We start from the raw sequence: 20,290 nt of genomic DNA, 5'->3' as shown, positions 1-20,290 counted from the left end.
GGGAGCGGGCTCGCCCGCGATGAGGCCGGGACATGCAACGAAAAATTCAGATCAGGTCCGCGACTCCTGCGGCACCTCACCCGCAACCACCGCCCCCTCCTCCTGCCGCTTCGGCAACAGAACCTGTTGTGGATAAGTCTGCGCAAAATGCACATTCGGCGTGTTATCCACAAGCTTCTTCAAGCGCTGGTTGAATGCGCGGCTCACCGCATATTGGCCACCGGACACCGTGCGGAATTGCGCCGTCAACACCACGCCGTTGAGATCCATTTTGTCCACGCCAAACACATCCAGCGGCCCTTGCAGGTTGTACTTGAGGAACGGGTCTTCGCGGATCGAATCGCCGGCCTCGCGGATCAGCTCGATGGCTCTGTCGACATCGGTGTCGTAGGTGAACTGCACCGAGAAAAACGCGAAGGCGAACTGCCGTGATTGGTTGGTCACAGCCTTGATCTGGCCGAACGGCACCGAGTGCACAAAACCCTTGCCGTCCCGCAGGCGCAGGGTGCGGATGGTCAAACCCTCCACCGTGCCAGCGTGGCCGGAATCGAGCACCACCCAGTCGCCGATCGACAGGGTGTCTTCGATGATGATGAACAGCCCGGTGATGACGTCCTGCACCAGTTGCTGCGAACCGAAACCGATCGCCAGACCGACCACGCCCGCACCGGCCAACAGAGGCGCAACGTTGATGCCGAGATTGGCCATGGTGGTAATCGCGCAGATCACCACGAGGATGATTTTGATCGCATTGCGCAACAGCGGCAGGATGGTTTTCACCCGCGTGCTCGGCTGGCGTGCCGCGCGTTTGCTCAGCGGCGGTTTCAGTGCTTCCTGAATCGCCGTGTCGAGCACCACCCACAGCAGCCACGTCACCAGGAAGATCAGGCCGATGCTGCTCAAGGCGTTGCTGATCGCTCGACCGACGGTGCTGCTCTGGGCGAAATCGAGCAACGACACGCCCCAGATCCGCCCGAGAATATCGATGAACACAATCGCCATGACGATGCGCAGCAACGCATGCAACAGGCTGAGAAAGCGCTCTTTGTAGGCACTGCTGCGCTGGATCGCCTCGGCTTTGCGCGACTTGAACAGGTGCTGCAACACCGTGCTGAGAAACACCGTGGCGATCAGCAGCACGGTGGTGAACAAGGCACAGCGCAGGGCTTTCTGATTGTCCTCGCCGATGCCGATCAGGCTGACTGCCGAGACCAGCACCATCAGCACGATCGGCCAATACCACAGCCCGGAAAATATCCGCAGCGACTCCTGCAGCGACGGTTGTTTCAAACGCTGAGCGAGCGGGCGATTGCGGATCAGATGCGCGACCGGCCGGCGCAGGCGAATCACCAGCAAACCGAAAATCACCGAGGCGATCAGCCCGGTGAACACGGCGATGCTGCTGGTGATATTGCCGCCCAGTTGCCGGGCGATCTGCGGGCTGGTCAGGGCATCGCTGAGGGCGGCGAGAAAGCCGATCAGGAACAGCGGTCGCGGGCAGTATTCACGGATGATTCGCGCGGCGGCGCGCTTGTGCCCGACGTTGAACATCACCACCACGCACAACAACATCGACGTGGAGAAAATGCCACTGCTGGTGGCATAGGCCAGACACAGCGCCAGCGCACGGCCCACCGAAGCTTGCAGAAAATGGCTGACATACAGCGTCAGCGGCAGGCAGATCAGCGCCGGCACCGTGTAAGGCAGCACGTAGCCGAGCAGATCCTGACTGCGCTGGCGGGTGCGCAACCAGCGGCCCTCACGCAGACGCTTGGCCAACAGACTGCCGAGCACCGTCAATAGGGCAAAACTGCCCAGCCACACTCCCGACAGCGTGAGGAAATCCCCTGCCACGCTCCAGCCCGAGCGATTCGACGGTTGCTTGACCAGCCGATCGACCTCATCCGCCGCGCGGTCAGCGCGCAGCCGCCAGGCATCGACCAGGTGTTCGTTGAGATCGAGTTTTTCCTGCACATCGTCGATGCTCGTACTGATCGCCCCGAGCAGACCGCCCTGCACCAGCGGTTCCGGTTCGGCGGTTTTTTCCGCCGTATCGGCGGCAGCCGGAACGCCCGGCAGCGCGACGGCTTGCGATGTGTTGACGCCCAAGCACAGCAGCGCTCCCAGCAGAATGGCGATCCTGAAATTGCGCAAAGCTCCGATCTCCCGTGGCTGACCCTGGTAAGGAACTGATCGGTAATTGCGCGGCAAGTTCAAGAGCCCCCTCACCCCAGCCCTCTCCCCCAGGAGAGGGAGCCGACCGAGTTGCATGACCAAAATCACCAACTGCACGTCTTGAGTCGAACTCAAGTCCTGAAGACCATGAAAATCTGCTCCCTTCACAGTCGTACGCGATTTCAGGAGGCATGAAGATCTGCTCCCTTCCCCCTCGCCCCCTTGGGGGAGAGGGTTGGGGTGAGGGGGTAAGCTCTTGATCTTCGCTTCACCCGCGACCGTCCGTAACGCCATCGAAACTTTCCCGCCCCCGCCGCAGTCATCACAGAACATCGGCAACACGAGGACTTTCTACGGGAGGATGGGATGGCGACGATTCACATCGGTATTTCAGGCTGGCGCTACGCCCCGTGGCGCGGGGATTTCTACCCGAAGGGACTGGCGCAGAAGCGCGAATTGCAGTTCGCCTCCCGCGCGGTCAACAGCATCGAAATCAATGGATCGTTCTACGCCCTGCAACGCCCCGAACGTTACGCCCAGTGGTACGCCGAAACGCCCGATGACTTCGTGTTCAGCGTCAAGGCGCCGCGCTTCATCACCCACGTGCGCCGCTTGCGCGAAATCGAAAAGCCGCTGGCGAATTTCTTCGCCTCGGGCGTTCTGGAACTGAAGGAAAAACTCGGGCCGATCCTTTGGCAGTTTCCGCCGAATTTCAAATTCGACGCCGAGCGCTTCGATCACTTTCTCGCGCAACTGCCCCACGATACCCAAGCCGCAGCCGCCCTCGCCCGCCAGCACGACTCGCATCTGCCCGGCCACGCCAGCATCAAAGTCTGGCGCAAGAAGCCGCTGCGCCACGCCGTGGAAATCCGTCATGAAAGTTTCATCGATCCGGAATTCTTGCGCCTGCTCAAGCGCCATAACACCGCGCTGGTCATTGCCGACACCGCCGGCAAATGGCCGTACCGCGAAGACCTCACCAGCGACTTCGTCTATCTGCGCCTGCACGGCGCCGAAGAGCTCTACGCCAGCGGTTATTCCGAACAAGCGCTCAAGCGCTGGGCCGAGCGCATCGACGCCTGGCATCACGGTAAACAGCCAGAGGACGCCCACCTGATAGCCCCACGCCTGAAACCCCGTGCGCGCAAATCCCGCGAAGTGTTCTGCTACTTCGACAACGACATCAAAGTCCGCGCGCCCTACGACGCACGCAACTTGTTGCAGCGCTTGGACCTCGACAAAGACCTCGCCACAACTCCCGGGCAAGTCGCCGCAGAAGGAGTTCTGTCATGAGCATTCCCGAACCGGTCGGTTTCACCGACGAAGGCTCCGTGGTTGCGCCCTCGGTGCGCACCTTCACCATACTGACGGTCAACACCCACAAGGGCTTCACCGCGCTGAACCGGCGTTTCATCCTGCCGGAGCTGCGTGAAGCGGTGCGCAGCGTCGCCGCCGACGTGGTGTTTCTGCAGGAAGTGCACGGCACGCACGAGCAGCATCCGAAACGCTACGACAACTGGCCGACGATGCCGCAATACGAATTCCTCGCCGACAGCCTCTGGCCGCAATTCGCCTACGGGCGCAACGCCGTGTACCCGGCGGGCGATCACGGCAATGCGCTGCTGTCGAAATTCCAGATCATCCGCCACGACAACCTCGACGTGTCGATCAGCGGCCATGAAAACCGTGGCCTGCTGCATTGCGTGCTGCGCCTGCCTGGCGACGGCACCGAAGTGCATGCGATCTGCGTGCATCTGGGCCTGCGCGAGAGCCACCGCAACGCGCAACTGGATCTGCTGATGCAACGTCTCGCCGAATTGCCCGCTGATGCCCCGGTGATCGTCGCTGGCGATTTCAACGACTGGCGCCAGCGTGCCGATGCGCAGCTCAAGCCCTGTGGCCTGCGCGAAGTGTTCGCCGAGCAGTACGGCAAGCCGGCGCGCAGTTTTCCCGCGCGGCTGCCAGCGCTACGACTCGACCGCATCTACGTACGCAACCTCAAGGCCAGCCGCCCGAAAGTTTTGACCAACCGGCCCTGGTCCCACCTTTCCGACCACGCACCGTTATCGGTGGAGATTGAACTATGAACAGTGCGCCACTGGAAAAATCCGCCGTCGACCCGGTCCCGCTGAACCCGCCGGTGCGCGAGCCCGGCCACGTTGACGTCGAGTATCAATGGCACAGCAATAACCGCGTAGAGCTGCTGGAGAACGGCGAGGAATATTTCCCCCGGGTATTCGAAGCGATGCGCGCAGCCAAGAGCGAGATCCTGCTGGAGACCTTCATCGTTTTCGAAGACAAGGTCGGCGCCGAGTTGCAGCAAATCCTCATCGAAGCCGCCCAGCGCGGCGTGCGCACCACGGTCAGCCTCGACGGCTTCGGCTGTGGCGAGCTGAGCACTGGCTATCTGTCGGCCTTGAGCGATGCCGGCGTGCATTTGCAAATCTTCGATCCGGCGCCAAAGCATTTGGGCATCCGCACCAACTGGTTCCGCCGCTTGCACCGCAAGATCGTAGTGGTCGACGGCTTGATCGCGTTCATTGGCGGGATCAATTTTTCCGGCGATCACCTGGCCGATTTCGGCCCTGAAGCCAAGCAGGATTATTCGGTGGAGATCCAGGGCCCGGTGGTCGCCGATATTCATCACTTCGCCCTGCTGCAAAGCGGTCGTCCCGGACGCGCGCGGTTCTGGTGGCAGCGCCGGCGCCAGCGTCTGGAGGAAATGGCCTTCACCGACCACGACGGCCAGGTGCGCTTAGTGTTCCGCGATAACGATCAACACAACACCGATATCGAAGACGTGTATCTGCAGGTGCTGCGCAAGGCCAAGCGCCGGGTGATCATCGCCAACGCCTACTTCTTTCCCGGCTATCGTTTGCTGCGCGAAATCCGCAACGCCGCCCGCCGTGGCGTCGAGGTGCGGCTGATCCTGCAAGGCCAGCCGGACATGCTCGTAGCCAAACTGGCAGCGCGCATGACCTACGATTATCTGCTGCGTGCCGGCGTGCAGATTCACGAATACTGCCAACGCCCGCTGCACGGCAAGGTCGCGCTGGTCGACGATGACTGGAGCACCGTGGGCTCGAGCAATCTCGACCCGCTGAGCCTGTCGCTGAATCTGGAAGCCAACGTGCTGATCCGCGACCGCGCGTTCAATCAGCACCTGTACGAACGCCTCGAAGATCTCAGCCAGAACCACTGCAAAGCCATGGACGCCAAGCTGTTGCCGCGCGGGCGTATCTGGCACATGACCGTGGGTTTTCTGGTGTTCCACTTCCTGCGGCACTTCCCGGCCATGGCCGGTTGGCTGCCGGCGCATAAACCGCGTCTGAAGCCTTACCGAGGTGCGCGTCCATGAGTCATTCCGAAGTCCATTCCGATAGCCATTCGACACAAGCGGCGCCGTCGAAATGGAGCCGCTGGAAACGTCCGCTGACCATCCTGTTTTTCCTCGCGCTCATCGTCCTGTTGACGATGTTCGCTACGCGCATCGAATGGGCCGAGGTGCTGGAGACCCTCGCCGATTTCAAGGTGCGCACGCTGATCATCGCCGCCAGCCTGACCCTGCTGAGCTTTCTGGTGTACGCCAGTTTCGACCTGATCGGCCGCACTTACATTCGGCAAGACCTGACCTGGAAGCAGATCCTGCCGGTGGGCATCATCAGCTACGCCTTCAACCTCAATCTCAGCGCCTGGGTCGGCGGCATCGCCATGCGTTATCGCCTGTATTCGCGGCTGGGGGTGAGCAAAGGCAACATCGCCAAGATTCTCGGCCTGAGCCTGGCAACCAACTGGTTCGGCTACATGACCATCGCTGGCGTAGTGTTCAGCAGCGGTCTGGTGACGATGCCGCCGGGCTGGAAACTCAGCAGTTCGGCCTTGCAACTGGTCGGGGTGTTATTGCTGTTGGTCAGTGCCGGCTATCTGGCGGCGTGTCAGTTTTCCAAGCGCCGCGAGTGGTCGATACGCGGCGTGGAAATCAACCTGCCGTCGCTGCGCATGGCGGTGCTGCAATTGCTCTTGGGCGCGTTGAACTGGTCGCTGATGGCGGCGGTGATCTTCACTCTGCTGCCGAGCAAACTGGATTATCCGCTGGTGCTTGGCGTGCTGTTGATCAGCGCGATTGCCGGGGTCATTACGCACATTCCGGCGGGGCTGGGTGTGCTTGAGGCGGTGTTCGTGGCGTTGCTGCAGCATGAGGCATCGCGCGGCAGTCTGGTCGCGGGATTGCTGGCATATCGGGCGATTTATTTTCTGCTGCCGCTGTTGATCACGGTGGTGATGTATCTGGTGGTCGAGGCCAAGGCCAAGGCGCTGCGGATCGAGAAGAAACCCACACATTAGAATCAAGATCAAAAGATCGCAGCCTTCGGCAGCTCCTACATTTGAAATGCGTTCAACCTGTGGGAGCGAGCCTGCTCGCGAAGGGGCCGGTACATGCGACAGATCATCTGGATTGGATAATGCTCAACCGCTCCCCCACCACCATCTCGGTAATCCAGTCCACCAGGATCGAGGTGTAGGCCTGCTGTGACACCGGATCACTCAATGCGTGATCGGCGCCATCGATGATCCGGTGGGTCAACGAGTGAGTCTGCTGACATGCGGCGCGGTAACTCATGATCGTCGCGTGGGGCACGAAGTCGTCGGTTTCCGATTCCACCAACAGCACGTCGCCAGTGAATTGCGAACAGGCATGCAGGGCGCGATTGCTGTCGGCGCGCACCAGCGTATTGCGATAATCGCGCAGGTCGGCCTTGTCCAGATCGCGCTTGGGCGTGTGCCACTGCTCGTCGCGGTACAGCGCCGGCACGCGCAGCGCCAGCCAGCGCACCGGGCGCAGTGACGTCAGGATCGAGGCCAGATAACCGCCATAACTGGTGCCGACCACGGCGATCGCCGAAGTGTCGAGGGCCGGGTGCGCCAGCAGGCGATCGTAGGCCGCCAGCAAGTCACGCAGATTGTCTTCACGGGTCACCCGGGTCAGCGGAATTCCTGTGCCGCCGGTGTGCCCGCGCAGGTCGAAGGTCAGGCATACGCAACCCAGGCCGGCGATGCCTTTGGCCCGCTCCAGATCACGTTCCTGACTGCCGCCCCAACCGTGAACAAACAACACCCCCGGGACTTTCGATTTGGGACTGAGAAAAGTCCCGCTCATCTGTTCGTCATCAATGTCGATTTGAATGCTTTCGCTTCTAGCCGTCATAGGATTGGACCGTCACATATTTGAGAAGAAATGCGCTGTTTTCCGCCGGGCCGCGATAGACCTCGATGGCGTCCGCCGGCAGCGCCTGATCGGTATAGGTTTCCACCGACGACACACGGATGGCGCGCATCTGTGGATCGTTGACGAAGCTTTGCAGCGCCGCCACTTCAGCGCTGCTGGCACCACCCATGCGCCAGGATTGTTCGAGCACGCCGCTGCGCGGGTTGCCGCTGGCGTCGAGGCCTTGGGCGATATCGTAATTGCGCCGCGAGGCGAAGAAGCGTGGGTAGGCTTCGTTGGCGGCACTGTCGAAGACCTGCGCCTGCTCGATGGCCAGACGCACATCGTCAGGCAGATCCAGCGCGAGCAATTGGTCATAGCCGCCCTGCACCACCAGCAGATTCGAGCCGCCGTAGACCTCTTCGCCCTGACCGTCCTCAGTCAAGTATTGATCACCACAGTAGCTCAACACTTTGCCGCCGATGAACGACTGGCCGACGCTGTGGGTGACGACGTTGCGCAAATCCTGCTCCAGCACTACGCCGTCACTGAACACGCTCTCCGCTTCTGGGCGAGCGAGGATTTCATCGAACGCGTCGAGGCTCTTGATCACTTCCTGGCCGCGACCGGCGCAAGCGTGAATCGGCTTCAAGCGAATCGGCCCGGCGTACAGCAGATGTTCGGCGGCGGGCCGTGCATCTTCCAGGGCAAATACGCTGAGACCGTCGAGCACAACGTTGCGCACCCGCTCCGAGAACAGCGGCGACCAGCCCTGCGGCGCGTGCGCCAGATGACTGCGCAAACCGTGGCTGATGGCTTTGGTGCAGATGAAATCGTATTCGACGTAACCGCCCCACAAGTCATCGGGGCCGTTGATGCCCAGCGCTTGAGCGTGGGCGGCGCCAACGATGGTTTGTGTCGGCAGCAGATACAGCTCGCGGCCCTGATGTTTGGCCGGATCGTAACTGCCGCCGAATTTGCAGCCGAGAATCTGCGCCAACCAGCGCGCCAGAGCCTTGTTGGTCTCGACTTCATGTTGCGGCGCCTCGGCACGCACCGAATGGGCCACGACGATTTTGTTGCTGGGTGTCGGGGTCATGCGTTCCCCTTGCATCAGTCGATGGGTTCACTCAGGGAAATTGCAGAGATCAGGCCAATGAGCAATCGGCCGCAATCGCCCGGTTAACAGGCGTTTGCCAGATAAGTGCTGGCATCACGCCTGTTTCAAACTGCACGACAGCGCGCAAAACTCCGGCAAATTGCACGATCCGTGGTCCTGTGCAAAAACCTGTGGGAGCTGGCTTGCCAGCGATGGCGGTGGATCAGTCACCTGTTTTGCAACTGATTGATCGCATCGCTGGCAAGCCAGCTCCCACAGGGTTACTCCAGTGCCCAGGCTACCGCGTCAGACCAAACCGCCCACGGTAATCACTCGGCCCCAGCCCGGTGATCTTCTTGAAGATCGAACGAAACGCGCCCGGATCCTGATAGCCGACAGTCCAGGCAATGTGGTCGATCGTGCCATTGGTGAACTCGAGCATTTCCCGCGCCTTGCCGACCCGCAGGTGCTGGCAGTACTCGGTCGGTTTCAAGCCTGTCGCGGCGCGGAATCGGCGCAGGAAAGTACGCTCTTCAAGTCCCGCACGCTCGGCCATCGCGTTCAGCGAAACATCCGTCGCCCCGGTGCTTTGCAGCCAGTGCTGGACCTTGAGAATCGCCGCGTCGCCATGGCTGAGGATCGGTGCGAAATTGCTTCCGCATTCACTGGCGCTGTCGCTGTGTTCCATCACCAGAAAACGCGCGGTCGCGGTGGCGATGCTTGGGCCGAGCAAGCGATCGACCAGGCGCAACCCCAACTCCGACCAGGCCATCAGCCCGGCCGTGGTGATCAGGTCACCGTCGTCGACAATCGGCGTGTCGGCCTTCAGTTTGATCTTCGGGTAACGCTCGGCAAACGCCTGGGCCGAGGTCCAGTGGGTGGTGGCGCTGCGACCGTCGAGCAAGCCGCTTTCAGCGAGCATCAACGAGCCCACACAAACACCACCGAGGGTCGCGCCGTGTGCATGCTGATCGCGCAGCCACTGCGCAAGACTCGCGGTCATCTGCGCCGCATCGAACCCGCCGAGGGACGGCGGAATCAGCACGGCGAGCAAAGCGTCCTCGTCGCCGGGATGACTGTCATAGACCCGCGCCGGCAACTGCTCGCCATCGACCTGCCAGTGACTGACCCGCAGCACGGGCAATTGCACAGCCTGATACTCGGCAGCGATGCGATTGGCCACGGCGAACAGATCGGTCAGACCGTGCACCGCCGCCAGTTGCGCGCCGGGGTAAATCAGCACGCCCAGTTCAGCGGTGGCGGCTCTTTGTGCAGCCATTGTCAGTTTTCCCCTGCCTATTGTCGGTGCGGCCAATCCTCGAATCCTCGGCCAGCGTCAATACTGAGGCCACACCCAATCACCGTCTCGAGGACAATCCCATGGCCAAGCAAGCGCTCATCGTAGTCGATATCCAGAACGACTACTTCCCCCAAGGCAAGTGGCCGCTGGTCGGCGCCGACGCCGCTGCCGATAACGCCGCACGGCTGATCGCAGCCTTTCGCGAAACGGGCGATCCGGTGGTGCACATTCGGCATGAATTCACCTCCGAAGACGCGCCGTTTTTCACTCCCGGCTCCGAGGGCGCGAAACTGCATCCGAAAGTGCTCAACCGCGCCGACGAGCCGGTGGTGCTCAAGCACTTCGTCAACTCGTTCCGCGAAACCGAACTGAAAGCGGTGCTCGACGAACAGGCCATCACCGACCTGGTGGTGGTCGGCAGCATGAGCCATATGTGCGTCGATGGCATCACCCGCGCCGCGGCAGACATGGGGTATGCGGTCACGGTGATTCACGATGCCTGCGCCAGCCGTGATCTGGAATTCAATGGCCTGACGGTGCCGGCCGCTCATGTGCACGCAGCATTCATGTCGGCGCTGGGTTTTGCCTACGCCAGCGTGGTATCGACTGAGCAGTTCCTGCACAGCAACGCCTAGCAACAACTGCGCAATCCACAGGCCCGCCGCGTTGCGGGCCTTTTTGCGTCTGTCATGAAAATCTCACGCGTGAGTCATTGATGGCACTTTGCATTGGTTGTAGTGTGGCCCACGCGTGAGACGCTCATAACCGGATTCCAGCCATGACAAGCCGCACTCCGACGCCTGCCGCAGCCAGCCCCAAGGGCGAACGTGGCAAGACGTCAGCGAAAAAACCGTCGAGCTTCTACATGAAGCAGATGCGCGCAGGCCTGGCCGCCGCCGGTTATGTGAAACACGAAACTTGGGTGCTTCCGGAAAACCGAAGCTTGCTCAAGCAAATGGAGCAACAGCTACGCCAACCGATTCTGGCTGGCTCTTTCATGTCGGAGAAATACATGAGCGCAGGCAACAACTGGACCATCGACAGCCTCTTCAATGCCCTCAAGGCGCTGGACGAGGTGGCTTCCCAAGAGATTTCGCTGTCCCTGATCCAGAGCTCCGAGCCGAGCATCAAGCTGGAAATGAACGAATTCGGTGGTCTGCCGATTCACATCGCCCTGGCCGGCCAGCAGATCATCGTCGACACCGTGCTGGTGGACATCGATTCGATCAGCAATGTCCAGGCGTTCAACGATGCCGTACTGCGCAGCCGCGAGATGTTCCCGCTGTCTTCGATCGGGATCGAATCGATGCCGAACGGGCAGACCGTCTACAACATGTTCGGCGCCCTCAGTGCTGATTCGAGCCTGACCAACGTCGTCACCGAGGTGAAAACCCTGGTCGACAACGTGCAGCGCGCCAGCGAAGCCTTCGAACACTTCTTCAAGTAATCAACAGGGAATATCCAATGACTCAGTCCATCTGGAGCAAGTTGTTCACCGCACTGCGCGGCGGCGCCAATGAAGTTGGCGAAGCCATCGCCGACCAGCAGGCCCTGCGCATCCTCGATCAGGAAATTCGCGACGCGGACACCGCGCTGTCCAATGCCCGCCGCGAACTGGTAACGATCATGGCCAAGCACAAACTGGCCGCCGACCGCGTCAGCGAATACGACGCCAAGATCAAGGACCTCGAAGCCAAGGCTGTGGCCGCGTTGAATGCCGGCCGCGAAGACCTGGCGCTGGAAGTGGCCGAAGCGATTTCGACCCTGAACAACGACCTCGCTGCCGAGAAGAAACTCAGCGATGAATTCGGCGCCTACGCCGACAACATGCGCAAAGACATCAGCAAAGCCGAATCGCGGATCAAGAGCCTGCGCCAGCAAGTGGACATGGCCAAGGCCCGCGACAGCGTGCAGAAAGCCCAGGTCAGCGCCTCGATTGCCAGCGGCGGCGCCAACGGCAAACTGGAAACCGCAGTCGGCACCCTGAACCGCCTGCAAGCCAAGCAGCAGCAACGCGCTGCCGAGCTGAGCGCAGCGGACGAACTGGCCGATGCCTCCACCGGCAACGACCTGGAACGCAAACTGCGCGACGCCGGCATCACGCCGAACGAAGGCAGCGCCAATGCAATCCTTGAGCGGCTGAAGCAGAAGTCCGCGCAGTAAGGACTGAACGGTAACTTGTGGGAGCGAGCCTGCTCGCGAAAGCGTCGTGACAGTCAAATAATCGAGTGACTGACACAACCCATTCGCGAGCAGGCTCGCTCCCACATGGTTTTGCGGCGTAATTGCCCCTGCTCGTTCACCGCTTCGCCCGTTACACTACCGCCACTTTTTCACCCGAACACCTCCACCCGCTTCAAGGAACGTACCCATGGGATGGTTTAAAGACTTGCTCGGCACCAGCAATTGGCAGACCGCTGCGCCAACGACCACCGCCGCCAGCGGCCCACTGGGCATGGCTCAAGGCAAAGGCGTGCGCTTCGACACGACCCTGGCGTTGCTGCTGGAAGGCTCGACGTCGGTGCGGGTGCCATTCGATCAAGCGGTGTGGAGCGCCGGCTGGGTCGATCTCGGCCAGTCCAATAAATTGCACCGCTATTACATGAACGACGAGGATTTCTGGGTGCAGATCCACGTCACCGGCGATGATCAGGTCGAGTCGGTCACCCTGTTCAATTACCTCAGCTACGTGACGGTCAACAGTGACGCCGAACTGCAGCGTCTGGCCGGCCCCAACAGCCTGATCGGTCTGCCGACCTACCACCACGACGGTGTTGAATACACCCGCGAATGGGGCACCGAATTGCAGCAGACTGAACTGGTGCCAATGACCGAACACGTGGTCAATCCGGACGAGTCCTACACCATCAAGCACCACGCCATGCTGTATGCCCGCGACACCGGCCTGACCGATCGCCGCGAACTGCTGCTGTTCTCCGTCGAACAGGACGAAGAAGGCACCGTCAGCCTGAGCACCTCGCTGGGCATCTCGCTGTACACGACTGATTTGAGCGCCATCTAAAAAAGGAAGTTTTTCATGCTGGAAGTCTTGGCCGTTTCTCTGAACAAAACCGCGCTGGTCGGTTTCGTCGTCTACCTGATCGGCGCCGTGTTGCTGTTCATGCTGTTTCAATTCGTCTACACGCGCATCACCGCGCACAAGGAATTCGAGCTGATCCGCGCCGGCAACACTGCCGCCGCCATTGCCCTGTCCGGGGCGATCATCGGTTTCGCCATTCCGGCGAGCAACGTGATCGCCTACTCGGTCAACGTGCTCGACTTCGTCCTCTGGGCAGTCATCGCTGCAGTCGTGCAGCTGTTGGCGTTTGTTGCGACCGGGCTGGTGCTCAAGGGCACGTCCCAGCGCATCGCCAACGGCGAAGTGGCGGCCGGCATCTATGTGGCTGCCGTGGCGATCAGCGTCGGCATGCTCAATGCCGCGTGCATGACCCCGTCCCACTGACCGGCAGGAAGCCTCTCGATGAAACGCAGCAAATACGTGCAATTGTCCCTCGCCGCATCGGTGGCGATGGCGATTTCCGGTGAAGCAGCGGCGCTGGATCAGCCGCGCAACTTCCAAAGCGTTGAACAGTGTGTCGACGCCGAATTGGCCGCCGATCTCTGCTCCAGCGCCTACGTCGCCGCCCTGAACGAGCACCGTCGCATCGCCCCGGCTTACACCGACAAGGCCAAGTGCGACGCAGACTTTGCCACTGGCTGGTGTCAGAAAAATTCCGATGGCCGTTTCGTGCCGAAACTCGGCGGCTTCAAAGTGCCGGGCAATGCCGAGACGCCGCAAGATCTCGATGCCATCGCCAATTCGCAAATGCCGGCGGGCGACACCACCACCAGCAGCAGTGCCAGCCACGGCGGCTCGCACTATTCCGGTGGCTCAGGTGGCGGCGGCAATGGCTGGCTGACCGGCTGGCTGATCGGCAACGCAATGAGCAACAACGCCGAACGCACCGTTTACCGTGATCGCGAAACGCGCCAGCCGTACAACACCTCAACGCAGTACCGTCGAGCTGACACAACCTCGCGCAGCCAATCGGATTACGAGAGCAGCAAGAGCAAACCGGTGAACGTTGCGTCGTCGAGTTCGCGCGGCGGTTTCGGCAGCCAGTCCAGCGCCCGCAGCGGTTGGGGTGGCTGGGGCAGCAGTTCCGGACGCTCGAGCAGCTGACATGAAAAAGATCCACTGCGCCGAGCGCCCCGACTGGAAACACACCGCCGAAAGCCTCGGTTTCCTGTTCCACACCATCGACGACGAACCGTACTGGGACGAAAGCGCCTACTACCAGTTCAGCCTCGCGCAGATCGAAAACGATCTGGAAGACCCGACTACCGAACTGCACGAGATGTGCATGGATCTGGTTGATCGCGTGGTCAACAGCGAGGAGTTGCTCGATCGCCTGAGTATCCCGGCGGGGTACTACGACATGATCCGCACCTCCTGGCGCGAGGGTCATCCGCATCTGTACGGTCGCATGGACTTTTCCTACAGCGGCAACGGGCCGGCGAAACTGTTGGAGCTCAACTACGACACGCCGACCAGCCTCTATGAAGCGGCGGCCTTTCAGTGGGGCTGGCTGGAACAGTGCATCGAGCGTGGCACGCTGCCGCCACATGCTGACCAGTTCAACAGCATCGACACCAAGCTGCATCAGGCCTTCGCCGAGTTGCAGTTGAAGCGGCCGTTCTACTTTGCGTCGATGAAGGATTCGGTCGAGGACAAAGGCACCACCGATTACCTGCGGCTGATCGCGGAAAAGGTCGGCATCGAATCACGCCACATCGATATCGAAGACATTGGCCTGACGGCTGAAGGTCGTTTCGTCGATCTGCAGGATCGCTGGATCCCGCACCTGTTCAAGCTGCACGCCTGGGAATTCATCTTCCACGAGCCGTTCGGCGCAGCGATCGCCGAATGCGATACGCAGTTTTTCGAACCGGCGTGGAAGGCGATTCTGTCGAACAAAGGTGCCCTGCCGCTGCTGTGGGAATTGCACAAGGGACATCCGAATCTGCTCGCTGCGCACCTTGATCCGAATCCGCAGAGTGCGGTGCCGAAGGGCTGGGTGCGCAAGCCGTACTTTTCCCGCGAAGGTGCCAACATCGAACTGCAAACAGTGGAAGGTCTGATCGTCAAAGAGGACGGGCCTTACACCGATGCGCCATTCATCCTGCAGGAGTTCGCACCGCTGCCGAAGTTTGGCGACAGCTACACGCTGATTGGCTCGTGGGTGATTGGCGATGAGGCAGCGGGGATTGGTGTGCGTGAAGACAATAGTCTGATCACCAAGGATTCCAGTCGCTTCCTGCCGCACCTGATCCTGGATTAAGACGAAGTTACCTTGTGGGAGCGAGCCTGCTCGCGAAAGCGTCCTGTCAGTTACAGGTGCATCGACTGATCTGACGCCTTCGCGAGCAGGCTCGCTCCCACAGGAGATTGTGAGTAGCCAGGAATTTCCAGAACAAAAAAGGCCCGTCGTTTAAGCGACGGGCCTTTTTCATTCAAGACGGTTACAGCGGCAAATCAGAACGGAATATCGTCATCGAAGCTGTCGAAATCCGGAGCCGGTTGCGGTGCGGCCTGCTGCGGTGCTTGCGGAGCCGAACGCTGCTGTGGAGCCGACTGCTGCGGGCGCGGTGCCTGCTGACGTGGCGCCTGCTGCTGGTAGTTGTTGCCGCCGCCTTGCTGGTCGCCCTGTTGTGGACGGCCGCCGAGCAGTTGCATGGTGCCTTGCATGTCGACCACGATTTCAGTGGTGTAACGCTTGATGCCGTCCTTTTCCCACTCGCGGGTCTGCAGCTTGCCTTCGATGTAGACCTGCGAACCCTTGCGCAGGTATTCACCGGCGATCTCGGCAACCTTGCCGAACATCGACACACGGTGCCACTCGGTCTTCTCGACCTTCTGACCGGTCTGCTTGTCGGTCCATTGTTCGCTGGTGGCCAGACTCAGGTTGGTCACGGCATTACCGTTAGGCAGGTAGCGAACTTCGGGATCCTGGCCGCAAGTGCCGACCAATATGACTTTGTTAACCCCACGGGCCATAACGTTCTCCTAAGCGTCGCACGCAGCCCCGGCCGGGTTGTTGACCAGGCGTTCGAGGGTGGTGCGATCCACTAATTCTTTGTCCAGTTTGATGTAAACAGCCGCCTCTTCGGCGACTATCACTGCATCTGTTACCCCTACCAGGGCCTTGAGGCGCTCGACCAGACCCGCTTCGCGGATCGCTTCGGGCGACAACGGCAAGCGCAGGCTCGTCACGTAGGGAGGTTCGCGCATGGTAACAGCAAAGGCCAGCCAAAGTGCAGCCAGCGCGGCGCATCCGAGGAACACAACCGACAGACCGCCATGCTGGAACAACCAGCCGCCGAGTATCCCGCCGAGTGCCGAACCGAGGAACTGGCTGGTGGAGTACACGCCCATGGCCGTGCCCTTGCCGCCTGCCGGTGAAACCTTGCTGATCAGCGACGGCAACGATGCCTCGAGCAGATTGAACGCGGTGAAAAACACCACCGTACCGATCACCAGAGCACGCAGGCTGTCGCCGAACTGCCAGAAGAATAGTTCAGTCAGCATCAATGTCATGACGGCGCCGAGCAAAACTCGTTTCATTTTGCGTTTCTTCTCGCCGTAGATAATGAACGGGATCATGGCGAAGAACGAAATCAGCAACGCGGTGAGGTAGACCCACCAGTGCTGCTCCTTGGGCAAACCGGCTTTTTCCACCAGTGCCAGCGGCAAGGCCACGAAGCTCGACATCAACATGGCATGTAACACAAAGATGCCCAGATCCAGGCGCAGCAGGTCCGGGTGCTTGAGCGTCGGCATCAGTGCCTGCCGGGCGACGCCGGACTCACGGTGCTGCAACGGCCCGGTGGATTGCGGCACCATGAACATGATGATCAGGATGCCGACCAGCGCCATGGCGCCAGTGGCGAGGAACAGCCCGGACAGCCCGAACGCACTGGTCAGTAACGGCCCGACCACCATGGCCACGGCGAACGACAGGCCGATGGTCATGCCGATCATCGCCATGGCTTTGGTCCGATGCTGCTCGCGGGTCAGGTCGGAAAGCAGCGCCATCACCGCTGCGGAAATCGCCCCGGCGCCCTGCAGGATTCGCCCGGCGATCACGCCCCAGATCGAATCGGCCTGGGAAGCCAGAACACTGCCGAGAGCGAAGACGATCAGGCCGAGGTAGATCACCGGTCGGCGACCGATGCGGTCGGAAATGATCCCGAACGGAATCTGGAAAATTGCCTGGGTCAGACCGTAAGCGCCAATCGCCAGCCCGATCAGGGCCGGGGTCGCTCCCGCCAGATCCATGCCATAGGTCGCCAGCACCGGCAACACCATGAACATGCCAAGCATACGGAAGGCGAACACCAGGGCCAGACCGCTCGCCGCGCGGGTCTCGCTGCCACTCATGCGTTCGCTGTGGGGATCGTGCATGGAAAAACCTCGTGTGAACCGGCGGCGATTCTACCAGTCCCATCGGAAGACGGGGTATATCGCGACGCTATGACGCGTATAGATGAAACTCTCTTCATGAACGGCAAAACGCCCTTCGTTGGATAGTGTGCATCCATCCAGTATTTGCCCGTATACTCCTACGTTTTCGACGCCCGCCAAGCGAGGCCACTTTGGACAAGATCCTGATACGTGGGGCCCGTACCCACAACCTGAAGAACATCGACCTGACCCTGCCACGGGACAAGCTGATCGTCATCACCGGCCTGTCCGGATCCGGCAAGTCGTCCCTGGCGTTCGACACGCTGTATGCCGAAGGTCAGCGCCGCTATGTCGAATCGCTGTCGGCCTATGCCCGGCAGTTCCTGTCGATGATGGAAAAACCCGACGTCGACACCATCGAAGGCCTGTCGCCGGCGATCTCCATCGAACAGAAGTCGACCTCGCACAACCCGCGTTCGACGGTCGGCACCATCACCGAAATCTACGACTACCTGCGCTTGCTCTATGCCCGCGTGGGCACGCCGCGCTGCCCGGATCACGACATTCCGCTGGAGGCGCAGACCGTCAGCCAGATGGTCGATCTGGTGCTGGCGCAGCCGGAAGGCAGCAAACTGATGTTGCTGGCACCGGTGATCCGCGAACGCAAAGGCGAACACCTGTCGGTCTTCGAAGAATTGCGTGCGCAAGGTTTCGTCCGCGCCCGGGTCAACGGACGCATTTGCGAGCTCGACGAGCTGCCGAAGCTGGATAAACAGAAGAAGCATTCGATCGATGTGATCGTTGACCGCTTCAAGGTCCGCGCCGATCTGCAGCAGCGCCTCGCCGAGTCTTTCGAGACTGCGCTGAAACTCGCCGACGGAATTGCCCTGGTCGCGCCGATGGACGACGAGCCCGGCGAAGAAATGATCTTCTCCGCACGCTTCGCCTGCCCGATCTGCGGCCATGCGATCAGCGAGCTGGAACCCAAGCTGTTTTCCTTCAACAACCCGGCCGGCGCCTGCCCGACCTGCGATGGCCTGGGTGTGAAGCAGTTCTTTGACATCAAGCGTCTGGTCAATGGCGAGCTGACCCTGGCCGAAGGTGCAATACGCGGCTGGGACCGGCGCAACGTCTATTACTTCCAGATGCTTGGCTCACTCGCCTCGCACTACAAATTCAGTCTGGACAAGCCCTTCAACGACCTGAGCGCCGAGCAGCAGAAGTTCATCCTGCATGGCAGCGGCTCGCAGAACGTCGACTTCAAATACCTGAACGACCGTGGCGACATCGTCAAACGCTCGCACCCGTTCGAAGGCATCGTGCCGAATCTTGAGCGTCGCTATCGCGAAACCGAATCGGCGAGCGTGCGCGAAGAGCTGGCCAAGTTCCTCAGCCATCAGGCCTGCCCGGATTGCCGTGGCACGCGTTTGCGCCGCGAAGCCCGGCACGTCTGGGTCGGCGAGAAAACCCTGCCGGCAGTGACCAATCTGCCGATCGGCGATGCCTGTGAATACTTCGGTGCGCTGAAGATGACCGGTCGGCGTGGCGAGATCGCCGACAAGATCCTCAAGGAAATCCGCGAGCGTCTGCAATTTCTGGTCAACGTCGGCCTCGACTATCTGTCGCTGGATCGCAGTGCCGACACATTGTCCGGTGGCGAGGCGCAACGGATTCGTCTGGCAAGCCAGATTGGCGCGGGCCTGGTCGGCGTTCTGTATATCCTCGATGAACCATCCATTGGCTTGCATCAGCGCGACAACGACCGGCTGCTCGGTACGCTCAAGCATTTGCGCGATATCGGCAACACGGTAATCGTGGTCGAGCATGATGAAGACGCGATTCGTCTGGCTGACTATGTCGTCGATATCGGCCCGGGCGCCGGTGTGCACGGCGGGCAGATCGTTGCCGAGGGCACGCCGGACGAAGTCATGGCACACCCTGATTCGCTGACCGGCAAATACCTGTCCGGCCGGGTGAAGATCGAAGTGCCGGCCAAGCGCACGCCGCGCAACAAGAAGCTCAACCTGTCGCTCAAAGGTGCGCGCGGCAACAATCTGCGCAATGTCGATCTGGACATCCCGATCGGCCTGCTGACGTGCGTGACTGGCGTATCCGGTTCGGGCAAATCGACGCTGATCAACAACACGCTGTTCCCGCTGAGCGCCACGGCGCTCAATGGTGCGACCACGCTGGAAGCGGCCGCACATGACAGCATCAAAGGTTTGGAACATCTCGACAAAGTCGTCGACATCGACCAGAGCCCGATCGGTCGTACGCCGCGCTCCAACCCGGCGACCTATACCGGGCTGTTCACGCCGATCCGCGAACTGTTTGCCGGCGTGCCCGAGTCGCGCTCCCGGGGTTACGGCCCGGGGCGTTTCTCGTTCAACGTCAAGGGCGGTCGCTGCGAAGCGTGCCAGGGCGACGGCCTGATCAAGGTGGAAATGCACTTTCTGCCGGACATCTACGTGCCCTGCGATGTGTGCAAGAGCAAGCGCTACAACCGCGAAACCCTTGAAATCAAGTACAAGGGCAAGAGCATCCACGAGACCCTCGAAATGACCATCGAGGAAGCTCGGGAGTTCTTCGATGCAGTGCCGGCACTGGCGCGCAAGCTGCAAACGCTGATGGATGTCGGCCTGTCCTACATCAAGCTCGGGCAGTCGGCGACGACCCTGTCCGGCGGTGAAGCTCAGCGGGTCAAGTTGTCGCGCGAGCTGTCCAAACGCGATACCGGCAAGACCCTGTACATCCTCGACGAGCCAACCACCGGCCTGCACTTCGCCGATATCCAGCAATTGCTCGACGTCCTCCATCGTCTGCGCGACCACGGCAACACCGTGGTGGTCATTGAGCACAACCTCGATGTGATCAAGACCGCTGACTGGCTGGTGGACCTCGGTCCTGAAGGCGGTTCCAAGGGCGGGCAGATCATTGCCACCGGTACGCCGGAGGAAGTCGCCGAGATGAAGCAATCTCACACCGGCCATTACCTCAAGCCACTGCTGATCCGCGATCGGGCTTAACTGCCAGGCATGAAAAAGC

General features: G+C 60.9%; 18 protein-coding genes. 12 read left to right on the top strand and 6 right to left on the bottom strand.

What is annotated here, in order from left to right:
- Positions 1-51: 51 nt before the first annotated feature.
- A complete protein-coding gene (locus tag ACZZ0K_RS00370; protein ID WP_258707252.1) occupies positions 52-2,154 on the bottom strand; it encodes a mechanosensitive ion channel family protein in 2,103 nt (700 codons plus the stop codon).
- 387 nt (positions 2,155-2,541) lie between these two features.
- Here ACZZ0K_RS00370 and ACZZ0K_RS00365 point away from each other — a divergent pair, with 387 nt between their 5' ends.
- From ACZZ0K_RS00365 to ACZZ0K_RS00350, 4 genes are read left to right on the top strand one after another with little or no spacing between them, the layout of a single operon-like run.
- The gene (locus ACZZ0K_RS00365) at positions 2,542-3,468 is read left to right on the top strand and encodes a DUF72 domain-containing protein (RefSeq protein ID WP_258707253.1); all 927 of its coding nucleotides are present in this window, start codon (positions 2,542-2,544) and stop codon (positions 3,466-3,468) included.
- A complete protein-coding gene (locus ACZZ0K_RS00360) occupies positions 3,465-4,262 on the top strand; it encodes an endonuclease/exonuclease/phosphatase family protein (protein ID WP_041477677.1) in 798 nt (265 codons plus the stop codon). Before ACZZ0K_RS00365 ends, ACZZ0K_RS00360 begins: the two co-directional genes overlap by 4 nt.
- Entirely contained in the window at positions 4,259-5,533 is a 1,275-nt protein-coding gene (gene clsB / locus ACZZ0K_RS00355) for a cardiolipin synthase ClsB (RefSeq protein ID WP_256810174.1), read from the top strand. The genes ACZZ0K_RS00360 and clsB overlap by 4 nt, the downstream gene beginning before the upstream one ends.
- Positions 5,530-6,519, top strand: a complete 990-nt coding sequence (locus ACZZ0K_RS00350) for a lysylphosphatidylglycerol synthase domain-containing protein (protein WP_041477676.1) — start codon at positions 5,530-5,532, stop codon at positions 6,517-6,519. The genes clsB and ACZZ0K_RS00350 overlap by 4 nt, the downstream gene beginning before the upstream one ends.
- Positions 6,520-6,622: 103 nt before the next feature.
- Here the strand turns inward: ACZZ0K_RS00350 and ACZZ0K_RS00345 are convergent, their stop codons facing one another.
- The 3 genes from ACZZ0K_RS00345 to ACZZ0K_RS00335 all read right to left on the bottom strand — a co-directional run bounded on the left by ACZZ0K_RS00345 (position 6,623) and on the right by ACZZ0K_RS00335 (position 9,759).
- Positions 6,623-7,381, bottom strand: a complete 759-nt coding sequence (locus ACZZ0K_RS00345) for an alpha/beta hydrolase family protein (protein ID WP_042610641.1) — start codon at positions 7,379-7,381, stop codon at positions 6,623-6,625.
- Entirely contained in the window at positions 7,371-8,480 is a 1,110-nt protein-coding gene (locus tag ACZZ0K_RS00340) for a DUF3182 family protein (RefSeq protein ID WP_150742344.1), read from the bottom strand. The genes ACZZ0K_RS00345 and ACZZ0K_RS00340 overlap by 11 nt, the downstream gene beginning before the upstream one ends.
- A gap of 298 nt (positions 8,481-8,778) precedes the next feature.
- Positions 8,779-9,759, bottom strand: a complete 981-nt coding sequence (locus tag ACZZ0K_RS00335) for a GlxA family transcriptional regulator (RefSeq protein WP_258707254.1) — start codon at positions 9,757-9,759, stop codon at positions 8,779-8,781.
- Between the two features lie 101 nt (positions 9,760-9,860).
- Between ACZZ0K_RS00335 and ACZZ0K_RS00330 the strand changes: the two genes are divergently transcribed.
- The 7 genes from ACZZ0K_RS00330 to ACZZ0K_RS00300 all read left to right on the top strand — a co-directional run bounded on the left by ACZZ0K_RS00330 (position 9,861) and on the right by ACZZ0K_RS00300 (position 15,122).
- A complete protein-coding gene (locus ACZZ0K_RS00330) occupies positions 9,861-10,415 on the top strand; it encodes a cysteine hydrolase family protein (RefSeq protein ID WP_258707255.1) in 555 nt (184 codons plus the stop codon).
- Between the two features lie 230 nt (positions 10,416-10,645).
- Entirely contained in the window at positions 10,646-11,227 is a 582-nt protein-coding gene (locus tag ACZZ0K_RS00325; protein WP_225914461.1) for a YjfI family protein, read from the top strand.
- A 17-nt stretch (positions 11,228-11,244) separates the two neighbouring features.
- Positions 11,245-11,943 carry a PspA/IM30 family protein gene (locus ACZZ0K_RS00320; RefSeq protein WP_258707256.1) on the top strand — a complete coding sequence of 233 codons (699 nt, stop codon included), beginning with the start codon at positions 11,245-11,247 and terminating at the stop codon, positions 11,941-11,943.
- Positions 11,944-12,151: 208 nt separating this feature from the next.
- Positions 12,152-12,802 carry a DUF2491 family protein gene (locus ACZZ0K_RS00315; protein ID WP_041477669.1) on the top strand — a complete coding sequence of 217 codons (651 nt, stop codon included), beginning with the start codon at positions 12,152-12,154 and terminating at the stop codon, positions 12,800-12,802.
- A gap of 15 nt (positions 12,803-12,817) precedes the next feature.
- Positions 12,818-13,243: a DUF350 domain-containing protein gene (locus tag ACZZ0K_RS00310; RefSeq protein WP_016772952.1), complete on the top strand. Its 426-nt coding sequence runs from the start codon at positions 12,818-12,820 to the stop codon at positions 13,241-13,243.
- An 18-nt stretch (positions 13,244-13,261) separates the two neighbouring features.
- Positions 13,262-13,963, top strand: coding sequence for a DUF1190 domain-containing protein (locus ACZZ0K_RS00305; protein WP_258707257.1), 702 nt, complete (start codon positions 13,262-13,264; stop codon positions 13,961-13,963).
- 1 nt (position 13,964) lies between these two features.
- Positions 13,965-15,122 carry a glutathionylspermidine synthase family protein gene (locus ACZZ0K_RS00300; protein WP_217852907.1) on the top strand — a complete coding sequence of 386 codons (1,158 nt, stop codon included), beginning with the start codon at positions 13,965-13,967 and terminating at the stop codon, positions 15,120-15,122.
- A gap of 194 nt (positions 15,123-15,316) precedes the next feature.
- Here the strand turns inward: ACZZ0K_RS00300 and ACZZ0K_RS00295 are convergent, their stop codons facing one another.
- Positions 15,317-15,838: a single-stranded DNA-binding protein gene (locus ACZZ0K_RS00295; RefSeq protein WP_041477666.1), complete on the bottom strand. Its 522-nt coding sequence runs from the start codon at positions 15,836-15,838 to the stop codon at positions 15,317-15,319.
- 9 nt (positions 15,839-15,847) lie between these two features.
- Positions 15,848-17,245, bottom strand: a complete 1,398-nt coding sequence (locus ACZZ0K_RS00290) for an MFS transporter (RefSeq protein ID WP_041477665.1) — start codon at positions 17,243-17,245, stop codon at positions 15,848-15,850.
- Between the two features lie 191 nt (positions 17,246-17,436).
- Here ACZZ0K_RS00290 and uvrA point away from each other — a divergent pair, with 191 nt between their 5' ends.
- Positions 17,437-20,271: an excinuclease ABC subunit UvrA gene (gene uvrA / locus ACZZ0K_RS00285; protein ID WP_039761937.1), complete on the top strand. Its 2,835-nt coding sequence runs from the start codon at positions 17,437-17,439 to the stop codon at positions 20,269-20,271.
- The last annotated feature ends 19 nt before the right edge of the window (positions 20,272-20,290 follow it).

The sequence above is a fragment of the Pseudomonas sp. AC255 genome, assembly GCF_979258175.1.
This window is presented reverse-complemented; position numbering and strand designations above follow the sequence as displayed.